The sequence below is a fragment of the Metabacillus niabensis genome (genome assembly GCF_902829255.1).
Taxonomy (GTDB): Bacteria; Bacillota; Bacilli; order Bacillales; family Bacillaceae; genus Metabacillus; species Metabacillus niabensis.
Genome location: NZ_CADEPK010000361.1, coordinates 18,821 through 30,673, shown reverse-complemented (window position 1 = coordinate 30,673; position 11,853 = coordinate 18,821). Strand labels below are relative to the sequence as shown.

The window sequence follows — 11,853 nt, the reverse complement described above, 5'->3', positions numbered from 1 at the left end:
AAAGGGAATTATTGGAGGATATTATTATGAGAAAATTAAAAGTCTTTTTGACAAGTATTTTAATCATTGGATTATTAGCTGCATGTGGCACAAGTGCAGATGAATCTAATGAGTCAACATCTGGTTCTAAAGATGGTGAAAAGAAAGTATTAAAAATGGCTACTTCTGCTGATTATCCACCTTTTGAATATGTCGATACTGCAAACGGTAATGAATTTATCGGGTTTGATATTGATCTTGTAAAGGCATTAGCAGAAAAAACTGGTTACGAAATTAAAATCCAAGATATGGATTTTAACAGTTTAATTCCTGCACTTCAAGCAAACCAAGTTGATTTGGTGTTATCTGGAATGTCAAAAAATCCAGATCGAGAAAAAAATGTAGATTTCTCAGATGTTTATTTCACAGCAAAACATATGATTGTTTCATTAAAAGACAATGAAATCAAAAGTCTCGATGAGCTAGAAGGCAAAACACTCGGTGTGCAATTGGGCTCAGTACAAGAAGAAAAGGCAAATGAACTTGCAGAGCAATATGATATAAAAATTGAAAATCGAAACAAAATCTCTGATTTAGTTCAAGAAATGAAATCAGGTAGAATTGATGTAGCAATTATCGAAGATTTAGTTGCTGAAGAATATTTTGAAAAAGATAAAGACTTAACAGGGTTTACTCTTGAAGAAGAGGCAGAAGAAGGTTATGCAATTGCCTTTCCGAAGGGTAGTGACATTACTGAAGAATTTAACAAAGCTCTTGGTGAAATGAAAGAAGCCGGTGAAATCGACGAGTTAGTTAAGAAATGGCTTGGTGGAGAATAATAATTTCTCTTTTTTAGTGCCACTACATTATATATAATCCTCATCCCCACATGGTATATACGTTATACGTATACTATTATGTGGGGATACGTATGAGTAATTATTAGAAGGATCAACGATTTAGAAAATACTCTAAATCGAGTAAAATATTGTATTAATTTTAGAAGGGAATTAAAGATAGTATGGACATAAACTTTTCCTCAATCGTCCCATCAATACCTTTTATTTTGCAAGGTATTTGGGTTACGTTACAAATCGTCTTCCTATCGCTCATTATTGGTTTTGCATGGGGAATTATCCTTGCGTTATTCAAAATTAGTCGAATTAAACCTTTAATGTGGTTAGCGGATGCATATACATCTATTTTTAGAGGAACACCATTAGTTTTACAATTATTAATTATTTACTTTGGGCTTCCACAAATTTTGGGGATTACGATTGATCCGTACCCTGCAGCAGTAGCGGCTTTTTCTTTAAACTCAGCTGCTTATATATCTGAAATTATTCGCGCTGGTATAAATGCGATCGATAAAGGCCAGACAGAAGCATCAATGGCACTAGGAGTTCCTTATTCAAAAATGATGAAGGATATTATTTTACCGCAAGCATTTAAAAATATTTTGCCTGCATTAATGAACGAATTCATTACATTAACAAAGGAATCTGCAATCGTTACTGTTATCGGTGTTCAGGATATAATGAGACGTGCTTACCAAGTAGGGGCAGATACGTATAACTATTTTGCGCCATTAATCTTTGCTGGACTCATTTACTATGTGTTGGTAATGGTTTTAACACTCCTAGGTAAAGGAATTGAAGGGAGAATGAAACGAAGTGATTAAAGTTGAAAATTTGCATAAATCCTTTGGTAAGCTTGAAGTTTTAAAAGGGATTTCGACAACGATTTCTCATGGTGAGGTTATCGCGATTATCGGTCCTTCAGGATCTGGTAAATCGACATTTCTTCGCTGCTTAAACTTACTTGAGAAGCCAACAGAAGGTAAAGTATGGATTAATGGAGAAGAGATCACAGATCCTAAAACAGATATTGCAAAAGTTCGTCAAAATGTCGGAATGGTTTTTCAACATTTTCATTTATTCCCACATAAAACGGTTTTAAATAATTTAACTTATGCACCAATAACAGTTAATGGTTTATCGAAACAAGAAGCGGAAGATAAGGCGAAAGAATTGCTGCAAAAAGTTGGTTTGAGTGATAAAGCAAATGAATACCCAAATCGCCTTTCTGGTGGACAAAAGCAACGTGTGGCTATCGCTCGTGCCCTTGCAATGAATCCAGATGTTATTCTATTTGATGAGCCAACATCTGCCCTTGATCCAGAAATGGTCAAGGAGGTTCTAGAGGTAATGAAGGACTTGGCAGGATCTGGGATGACAATGGCGATTGTTACCCATGAAATGGGATTTGCTAAAGAAGTTGCAGATCGTGTGTTATTTTTAGATGGAGGAAAGCTTGTCGAAGATGCAAAGCCAAGTGAGTTCTTTACTTCACCTAAAACAAAACGAGCGCAAGATTTCCTTGAAAAAATGTTATAATAACAAAAAGGTGATCAATTGATCATCTTTTTTTATTAAGCTGTTTTCATAAAATATGTTGCTTTTCATTTGTAGTCGTTTTGGTAGATTTTCTCGTGCAGTACTCGCTTTCCGTGTGGTGGGTGATGAGTCTGAGCGGTGTGAACAGCTGTACAAGGTAAATCTAACTTACACAGTTCGCTGGAGTCTGCTACTAAGCTCCAATCAGCCTTGTTTAAGCGTAAAAACAACATCATTTTAGAAAAGAGCCTTTTATAATTTCATAAGAATAAAGAAGGATTAGAGGAGTTTATAAATGTTTAAAATTGGTTATCGAACAGTGAAAACTGCACTTGGGACGACGATTGCTGTCATGCTAGCACAGTTTCTTCAACTTGATAATTATGTTTCAGCAGGGATTATAACAATTTTATGTATTAAAATTACTAAGAAAAAATCATTACAAAGCTCCTGGGAAAGATTTCTTGCTTGTTCGATTGCGATTTTATTTTCATTCGTTTTCTTTGAAGGAATAATGTATCATCCGATTATTATCGGAGCCATGCTATTAGTGTTTATTCCAACAACCGTTATTGTTAAAGCATCTGAAGGTATTGTAACTAGTACCGTTATTATTTTTCATTTATATAATTCAGGTGGAATTACATGGGGAGTCGTCGCAAATGAGTTTCTTTTAATTTTAATCGGTATTGGAATTGCTCTGATCATGAATCTATATATGCCAAGTATGGAGCATAAGCTTAAAAATTATCAAAAGGAAATAGAAGCGAACTTTGCTGCAATTTTTCAGGAAATTGAAGAATATCTTTTAGAAGACGACCGTGATTGGGATGGTCAGGAAATCATAAAAACTGCGGAATTGATAAATGAAGCGAAAACAATGGCATTCCGAGATGTCGAGAACCATTTTTTGCGCCATGAAAATACCTATTATCATTATTTTAAGATGAGAGAAAAACAATTTGAAATTATTGAAAGAATCATTCCTCTAGTCACATCGATCCATACATTAGTAGATCAAAGTCGAATGGTAGCAGCCTTTATTCATAATTTAAAGATGAATATACATCCTGGAAACACTGCACATAAATTTCTTGTTGAACTATTAGATATGAAGCAGACGTTTCAGGAAATGGAATTACCGAAGACGAGGGAAGAATTTGAAGTACGTGCAGCACTTTTACTTTTTATTAAGGAAATGGAAGAGTATTTAATTATAAAAAGTCAATTTAAAGGAATGGATGCCTAACATTGTTTAAATAGTGTGTCTTATTCACATGAAAAAAGAGTCTTATTACAAGACTCTTTTTTGGCATTTTAACATATACATATACAACATCTTGTATATTTGTTCTTCATAAACTAAACACCTTGATCACAATCTATTTAAAACCACATAGATACCCCTGCCAATAATGTAGAGACAAGCATTATGCCAATCATGATATAAACAAAAAATTTTTGTGTTTTCCGAGACATATTTCTTCACTCCTTGTCCTATTATTTTAACGTGAAAGAAGTTTTTGAACAATAGTTTGTAGGTCGTTTCTCTATATTAAATTGTTGTCAATCTCTAACTTTATACCCGATTAACAGGTACATCATTTAATAAAGGATGGTTTGTGTGACTGTTTTCCGCAAACCTTGTTGCTTTTTTACAATGCAGTCGTTCAGGATTGTTATCCTCGTGCAGCATTCGCTTTCCGCGGAGTGTGGTGTGATTTTTCTTATCCGTGTAAACACTTGCTATAACATTAAACTCTCGCACGCATCCCGAAGGTGTCTCGCAATCAGCAGCTCCAATCAACTCATATAAAGGTAGTACTTAAAAACAACAACCTGTTAGATAAGAGCCTTGAAAATTAATGGGGGAATGAAAAGATGAATCAAATTGACCATATTGGCATTGCTGTTCGCTCAATTAAGAAAGCCTTACCATTTTATCGGGATATGTTACAACTTACCTGCTTAGGGTTTGAAGAGGTTCCTTCGCAAAAAGTGAAGGTAGCCTTTTTAAGTGCAGGTCATACAAAAATCGAGTTATTGGAATCCACTGATGATAATGGACCGATCGCCAAATTTCTTGAAAAAAGAGGAGAAGGTGTTCACCATATTGCATTTCAAGTGAAAGATATACAAGGGAAGCTAATTGAATTAAAAGAAAGAGGAATAGAGCTTATTGACGAATGTCCGCGAAATGGGGCTAATAAAACTCTAATTGCGTTTCTTCACCCGAAAGTTTCCAATCACGTATTAATTGAGTTATGCGAAAAGATAGGTCGTGATAAAGATGGCAGATGATATGTTTTTCAAAATAAATGAATTATATGATAAACGACGAGAAATTGAATTGGGTGGTGGGGATGAAAAAATTGCTAAGCAGCATGACAAAGGGAAATTAACAGTTAGAGAAAGAATTAGCCTTCTCTTAGATGAAGATACTTTTGTGGAGTTGAATCCATTTATTCGTCATCGTTGTCATGACTTCGGCTTAAATGAAATTCATGGACCTGGTGATGGTGTAGTTACTGGGTTTGGAAAAATCAATGGCAGATCAATTTACTTATTTGCACAAGATTTTACTGTCTTCGGTGGTGCATTAGGTGAAATGCACGCATTGAAAATAGCAAATGTCATGGATTTAGCGGCAAAAAATAGAACACCTATCATAGGACTTAATGATTCGGGCGGAGCGAGAATTCAAGAAGGTGTGGTATCATTAGATGGTTATGGGAAAATTTTTTACCGTAATACAATATATTCAGGGGTTATTCCGCAGATTTCTGTTATATTAGGACCATGTGCAGGTGGGGCCGTCTATTCTCCAGCAATTACAGATTTTGTTTTTATGGTTGAAAAGACTAGTCAAATGTTCATTACTGGTCCTAAGGTAATAAAAACCGTAACTGGTGAGTCGATTTCTTCTGAGAATTTAGGAGGAGCTTATGTGCATAATACAATTAGTGGTAATGCTCATTTTTCTGGAAGCTCCGAACAGGAAGTTTTAGCACAAGTTCGCATGTTATTAAGCTATTTACCGCAAAATAATGAAGAAAAACCACCTTCTCTTCCGTATCAAAAACAGGATGAGTATCGCAATGTTCTTGCGGAAATAATTCCAGATGACTCATTAAAATCTTACGATGTTCGAAATATTATTAAGCATGTTGTTGATGCAGATTCCTTTATGGAAGTACAGAAAGATTTTGCAAAAAACATTGTTATTGGCTTTGCAAGAATAAAAGGAGAAGTCGTTGGACTGATATGTAATCAACCTAAATATTTAGCAGGCAGTCTTAATATAGATGCTTCTGATAAAGCAGCAAGATTTATACGTTTTTGTGATTCTTTCCAAATCCCGCTAATTACTTTTGAAGATGTCACCGGCTTTTTCCCTGGAATTAAACAGGAGCATGAAGGGATTATCCGCCATGGTGCGAAAATTTTATTTGCTTATTCAGAAGCAACAGTCCCAAAAATTACTGTTATTTTACGAAAAGCATACGGTGGTGCATATGTTGCGTTAAATAGCAAATCGATTGGTGCTGATTTAGTATTTGCGTGGCCATCTGCAGAAATTGCCGTTATGGGTCCTCATGGTGCAGCAAATATTATTTTTTCTAAAGAAATTCAAGCATCTAACAATCCTGAACAGACAAGAAGTGTTAAAATAGAAGAGTATCGTAGGAAATTTGCCACCCCATATATAGCAGCTAGTCATGGAATGGTCGATGATGTTATAGACCCTAGGGAAACAAGGATAAGGTTAATTCAGGCTTTAGACATGCTTCGTACTAAAAGGGAGGAAAGACCACGCAAAAAACATGGGAATATTCCTCTTTAGGCATGGAAAGAAAAAAATTTGGAGGCGTTATACATATGGTTAATAAGCAACGATTACTAGATGAATTTTTAGAGCTCGTACAAATTGATTCAGAAACTAAATATGAAGCAAATATTGCAAAGGTACTTAAAGAAAAGTTTTCAACTCTTGGGTTACATGTTGTCGAGGATCAAACAACAGAAGTTACTGGTCATGGTGCAGGAAATTTGGTGTGTACATTAGATGCAACAAAAGAGGGCGTCGATACAATCTATTTCACTTCACATATGGATACAGTTGTCCCTGGTAATGGTATTAAGCCTAGTATTAAGGATGGATATGTGGTAACAGATGGCACTACAATTTTAGGTGCGGATGATAAAGCAGGCTTGGCAGCAATGTTGGAAGCAATTAAAACGATAAAAGAAAACAATTTTCAACATGGAAAAATTGAATTTGTTATTACTGTTGGCGAAGAATCAGGTTTAGTCGGTGCAAAAGCTTTGGATCCTTCATTGATGACAGCAAAATTCGGTTATGCTTTAGATAGTGATGGAAAAGTTGGAACGATTGTTGTTGCAGCACCGACGCAAGCTAAAGTAAAAGCGACTATATATGGAAAAACAGCCCATGCTGGAGTTGCTCCAGAGAAGGGTGTTTCAGCGATTACGATTGCTTCCAAAGCAATTTCTAAAATGCCTCTTGGAAGAATTGACCATGAAACTACTGCAAATATAGGAAGATTTGAAGGTGGTACTCAAACAAATATTGTTTGTGACTTAGTTCATATTCTTGCTGAAGCACGATCTTTAGTTCCTGAAAAAATGGAGCAGCAAGTACAGAAAATGATGGATGCATTCGAAAGTGCTGCCGCTGAAATGGGAGGACGTGCTGAAATTGAAGTAGATGTCATGTATCCAGGTTTTAAATTTGGTGAGGGAGACCATGTTGTTGAAGTGGCGAAGCGTGCTGCTGAAAAAATTGGTCGTCAAAGTGAGCTTCAAACAAGTGGTGGTGGTAGTGATGCCAACGTAATTGCAGGAAATGGCATTCCTACTGTTAATCTTGCAGTTGGTTATGAGGATATTCATACAACAAATGAAAAAATGCCAATTGATGAACTTGAAAAAACGGCAGAATTAGTTGTAGCGATTGTTCAAGAGGTTGCACAATAAGTTTTTAGAAGGAAGTAGGCTGTTAGCTTACTTCTTTTTATTAAATTTAAGCATAAATTTATTATCAAATTTTAGAAATCTTCTTCCATTTTTCAAGTTTATTACCACCTATACTTTTTCATAATTGAAAGAAAATAAGAGCGTATGGGGATATGATGAAAAAAAGGAGGGGTTTCTAATGATAATGAAAAAGGCTTCCCTGTTCATTACAGGAGCGTTAGTAGCAGGTTTGGTAGCATGTAACAATAATGAGGCAATGGATAATGGTAACAATACTCCAATTGGAACTCTAAATGTTGCTGATGATAATAACAGAACAATTTGGGATAATCGAAATGAATTCTACTCGAGGAATGTAGATACGAGGAATAATGGTGTGCCAAATGAGTTAGAAACAGCTCATCGAGATAAGGAAAACAACCGAGCTGATGATAATGATTTTGATCTTGTCCGAGACAATCGGAAAAATAATGATGACGGTTTTGAAATATCTAGTTCAAAAACAGATCTATCAAGTAAAGAATTCCCACATACAAGAGCAATTGTTGTTCAAGAAGCAAAATATAAGTATGAAAAATTAAATGCAAATCAAAATAATCAACATCAATATCGTCAATGGTTTGCACAACAGCCAGGACAGCAACAGCCAGGACAGCAGCAACCAGGACAGCAGCAGCCAGGACAGCAGCAGCCAGGACAGCAACAGCCAGGACAGCAACAACCAGGACAGCAACAACCAAGACAACAGCAACAAGAACAACAGCAACCAAATAACGCAACGGATCAGCAACAAAAAGCTGCTCCACAGACTCAAGGTCTTAGTCAAGCTGTTCAACAAGTAATTGATCTTACAAATGCTGAAAGAAGAAGAAATGGTTTAGCAGACTTAAAAGCTGATACGAAATTAAGCGGAGTTGCTCAAAAGAAATCAGAAGATATGCAGCAAAACAATTACTTTTCTCATACTAGTCCGACATATGGTTCCCCATTTGATATGATGCGTGATTTTGGGGTAACGTATAAGACGGCTGGTGAAAACATCGCTCAAGGTCAACAAACTCCGCAACAAGTAGTACAAGCATGGATGAACAGCGAAGGTCACCGTAAAAATATTCTCAGCAGAGATTTTACTCATATTGGGGTAGGCTATGATTCAAATGGTCACCATTGGACGCAAATGTTTATTGGAAAATAGGCTATGTAACATGAAGAAGTAGATAAGCTTAATTATCTACTTCTTTTTAAGCTAAGAAAGAAAACACCCTAGCTTGAAACTATTTTATATACTAATACGTCTAAATTTTTAGGGTTAAGAAATTATTAAGAAATGATTTATAAAAAAATTATGTATTTTTTATATAGTCATGGTACTCTTTAAATGATAGTAAAAATTGTATGAAATTGTTAACTTTATGATAAAGTACGGTGATGTTAATGTCTTCTAAGAAAGGTAATTATTTTGATGTTTCTTTAGTGTTTTTTTTGTTTTTGTTAATGATTTGCAGCTGTGTAACGATTTTTAGCGCACAAAAATATGCTCAATATGATGATAACTTTTTTTTGAAGCAGATTATTTGGTTCGTATTAGGGATTATTATTGCTTCTTGTATTTTTATTTTTGATTTTGAACAGATTAGTAAAGTGACACCATTTTTGTATGGATTTGGTCTTTTGTTACTTATTGGTATCTTAATAGCTCCTTCAACTCTTGTACCCGAAATAAATGGTGCAAAATCATGGTATGTAGTTCCGGGGATTGGCTCTATTCAACCATCTGAATATATGAAAATATTTTTAATTATGATGCTCGCTAATGTAACTAGTAAGCATTATGAAAGAGGAGATGGAGATTTTATTCTCTTATTAAAAATAGCTGCTGTATCATTACCACCTGTACTCTTAATTCTCCTTCAAAATGATTTTGGTTCATCCTTAGTAATGGTAGTTATTACAATCGCAGTCATCTTCTTATCAGGTATAAACTGGCGCTATATACTAGTTATCTTCATGTTAATCTTAACAACTGTCGGATGTCTTGTTGCTACTTTTTTATATAATCCTGACTTTTTATTAAATATTTTTGGGGAATACCAATTAAATCGAATTTATTCGTGGCTCGATCCTTTTGAGCATGGAGAAGGAATAGGCTTTCAGTTAAAACAATCGCTATTAGCAATTGGTTCTGGAATGATTGACGGAAAAGGTCTTCAGCAAAGTAATGTCTATACTCCCGAGGCTCATTCAGATTTTATTTTTACAATTGTTGCCGAGGAATTTGGCTTTATCGGGGCATCTGTTGTCATTTCATTGTATTTTTTAATCATTTATCGCATGCTTGGGATTGCTATGTATGTACGTAATACTTTATATGAATTTTATATTTGTATTGGAATGGTAGCATTATTTACATTCCATACGTTTCAAAATATTGGGATGGTTACAGGGTTAATTCCAATCACTGGTATTCCATTGCTACTAATGAGTTACGGTGGTAGCTCAGTTATGGCTAGTATGCTAGGGATGGGATTAGTATTAAACGTTTCCTTGAAAAAGCGTGACTTTATGTTTTCAAGCGATAAATAGTAGGGAAGTATTCTAAACAACTTTTACTATATCTTTAATAAAGAAAAAAGCTGTCTTAGTGGGTAAGACCCATTAATGACAGCTTTTTTTGTTATATTTCATTTCCTTTAATTATTCGAGTAGCCCCTCAATCGTTAAGTTTTTAACTGGTAGAAAATCCTCCTCAGTGTCTAAATAATGAACGTTTACGCGATCACCTTCTTTAAGGTAAATAGCAAGAGAGTTACTCTCTGACGAAATAATAAAGTTTTTGTTATTATCTAACAAGAATGAAATCAATGTATAGTCACCAGATTTCTCCTTGTATACTCTTACTACAGTACCGGAAACCTGTTTTTCTTCTGCCGTTCCGCGTCCATCAACTGAACTGCCACCCTTTTGTAATGCTGTTTTGTATTGCTTTAATGCCTCATTAGGTGTATTAGCATAGACTGATATTTCGGGATTAGCTGCTGAAACAATAAAATAATTTTGTAGGAATCCATTAGAATCAAGAACAGGGACTAACCAGCTTGCTTCTCCATAAAAATTATAAAGTACAGGCATTTCTCCTTGCCATTTTTTTTCAATGAATTTCTTCTCTATAATTTGTAAGGCACCTTGTGAATCCATATAGGATTCTTCTAAATTTCCCGTATAGTAAGTTGCTTTTCCAGTTCTGGAATTTGTAAGTGAGTACCCTAGCATTGAATCAACGCCCTCTTTTGGGCTTGTAAAATCAGTGAAATAATACATTTCACCTTCCTCGTTGAAAATTGGGCTGACATTTGCCTCAGTTCCTTCATCTGAAGGTAGTTTAACATCAGATTTACCAAAAAGACTATTCCAGAAACCATGAATATATTTTCCATAATAGCTATTTTGCAGACTAACTGCTTCAGGAGAGACAGCACCGTCAATAAACTTTGGAACATCAGCTAATTTGTAATCCATAGTCTCACCTGTTTTAGGGTCAACCATTACGATTCCTTCAGCTTTAAAGCCATTTCGGGCCGTTACAAAACTACCATATGTTCTAATATAATAGGGTTTACCTTCATCATCAATTTCTAATTGTGTTTGTCCATAGAATATTCGTTTCGGATAGTTCATACGAATATGGCGTTCGAGATTCTTTTGGAAATATGAAGAAGGTGTGTAAACCATATCAGCCTTAATAAACTTTGGATTGGCAGACGAATCAGTGGCGCTTAGTGTGAAATATCCAGGTGTTTTATCCCCGTTCCACCATTTGAAGAAACCTGAAAATTCTACAGGTGCAATATAGACAAATTCGTTATTTACTTTTTGAATTTGTAATTGTCCAAGCTCATAATAACTAGTATTCGGTACTTGACCAAATGCCTTTTTCATCTTATTGCGAGCAAATTGAGGAGGGACACTTGCAGGTGTTTTTGTTTCATCAAATGCTTGAATTTCAACCTGTTCCTCCATTTTTACTTGATTGAATTTTTCATTGGCATTAAAGACAGGTGCGATTAGGAAGTAGATACCTATAATAAAACTAGCAGCAAATATAATACCTTTTATTAGCCTTTCCTTTCCGTTAGATAGGATAGTCCCTATAGCTGTTACGATGATTGCAAATATCCATAATGATGTAAAATTGCGATCTAGATTTGTAAAGTAATAAAAGGTAAAGGTTAACACCATAGTTAGTATCGTTATGGTGATAAATGGAATGATAAAAGATGGTTTCTTTTTATCTTCTTTCTTTGTACCTGAGAGTTGACCTCTCATAATCGGAATAACTACTAGGGCAGTAATCAAGCCGATTATTAACGAAAACAGAAAGATATTACTCATTATTGTCTTCCCTTCATCATTAAATGTTATTGTTTATGTTATATACGAATGATTAACAAAAAGGTTTCATGCTGTTATTAGATAAAAAAAT

11 protein-coding genes are annotated in these 11,853 nt (G+C 35.0%); 9 read left to right on the top strand and 2 right to left on the bottom strand.

What is annotated here, in order from left to right; translation table 11 throughout:
• The first annotated feature begins 26 nt into the window (after positions 1 to 26).
• The 4 genes from HU235_RS21150 (at position 27) to HU235_RS21135 (ending at position 3,624) form a co-directional block, all read left to right on the top strand.
• The gene (locus HU235_RS21150) at positions 27 to 818 is read left to right on the top strand and encodes a transporter substrate-binding domain-containing protein (protein ID WP_174881490.1); all 792 of its coding nucleotides are present in this window, start codon (positions 27 to 29) and stop codon (positions 816 to 818) included.
• A 182-nt stretch (positions 819 to 1,000) separates the two neighbouring features.
• Positions 1,001 to 1,660, top strand: coding sequence for an amino acid ABC transporter permease (locus HU235_RS21145; RefSeq protein ID WP_095299911.1), 660 nt, complete (start codon positions 1,001 to 1,003; stop codon positions 1,658 to 1,660).
• A complete protein-coding gene (locus HU235_RS21140; RefSeq protein ID WP_095299912.1) occupies positions 1,653 to 2,375 on the top strand; it encodes an amino acid ABC transporter ATP-binding protein in 723 nt (240 codons plus the stop codon). The genes HU235_RS21145 and HU235_RS21140 overlap by 8 nt, the downstream gene beginning before the upstream one ends.
• Before the next feature lie 295 nt (positions 2,376 to 2,670).
• On the top strand, positions 2,671 to 3,624 hold the full coding sequence (locus HU235_RS21135) for an aromatic acid exporter family protein (protein WP_095299913.1): 954 nt from the start codon (positions 2,671 to 2,673) through the stop codon (positions 3,622 to 3,624).
• A gap of 137 nt (positions 3,625 to 3,761) precedes the next feature.
• On the opposite strand, the gene prli42 is transcribed toward HU235_RS21135, so the two are convergent.
• Positions 3,762 to 3,854 (bottom strand): stressosome-associated protein Prli42, encoded by a 93-nt coding sequence (gene prli42 / locus HU235_RS21130; RefSeq protein WP_170944318.1) that lies wholly within the window; start codon positions 3,852 to 3,854, stop codon positions 3,762 to 3,764.
• A 402-nt stretch (positions 3,855 to 4,256) separates the two neighbouring features.
• Between prli42 and mce the strand changes: the two genes are divergently transcribed.
• The 5 genes from mce to HU235_RS21105 all read left to right on the top strand — a co-directional run bounded on the left by mce (position 4,257) and on the right by HU235_RS21105 (position 9,956).
• A complete protein-coding gene (gene mce / locus HU235_RS21125; protein ID WP_095299914.1) occupies positions 4,257 to 4,676 on the top strand; it encodes a methylmalonyl-CoA epimerase in 420 nt (139 codons plus the stop codon).
• Positions 4,666 to 6,219: an acyl-CoA carboxylase subunit beta gene (locus HU235_RS21120; RefSeq protein WP_174881489.1), complete on the top strand. Its 1,554-nt coding sequence runs from the start codon at positions 4,666 to 4,668 to the stop codon at positions 6,217 to 6,219. Before mce ends, HU235_RS21120 begins: the two co-directional genes overlap by 11 nt.
• A 35-nt stretch (positions 6,220 to 6,254) precedes the next feature.
• Entirely contained in the window at positions 6,255 to 7,373 is a 1,119-nt protein-coding gene (locus HU235_RS21115; protein ID WP_174881488.1) for a tripeptidase T, read from the top strand.
• A 487-nt stretch (positions 7,374 to 7,860) separates the two neighbouring features.
• The gene (locus tag HU235_RS21110; RefSeq protein ID WP_233452345.1) at positions 7,861 to 8,568 is read left to right on the top strand and encodes a CAP domain-containing protein; all 708 of its coding nucleotides are present in this window, start codon (positions 7,861 to 7,863) and stop codon (positions 8,566 to 8,568) included.
• Between the two features lie 239 nt (positions 8,569 to 8,807).
• On the top strand, positions 8,808 to 9,956 hold the full coding sequence (locus HU235_RS21105) for an FtsW/RodA/SpoVE family cell cycle protein (protein ID WP_095299917.1): 1,149 nt from the start codon (positions 8,808 to 8,810) through the stop codon (positions 9,954 to 9,956).
• A gap of 111 nt (positions 9,957 to 10,067) precedes the next feature.
• On the opposite strand, the gene HU235_RS21100 is transcribed toward HU235_RS21105, so the two are convergent.
• The gene (locus tag HU235_RS21100) at positions 10,068 to 11,762 is read right to left on the bottom strand and encodes a hypothetical protein (RefSeq protein ID WP_174881487.1); all 1,695 of its coding nucleotides are present in this window, start codon (positions 11,760 to 11,762) and stop codon (positions 10,068 to 10,070) included.
• Between the last annotated feature and the right edge of the window lie 91 nt (positions 11,763 to 11,853).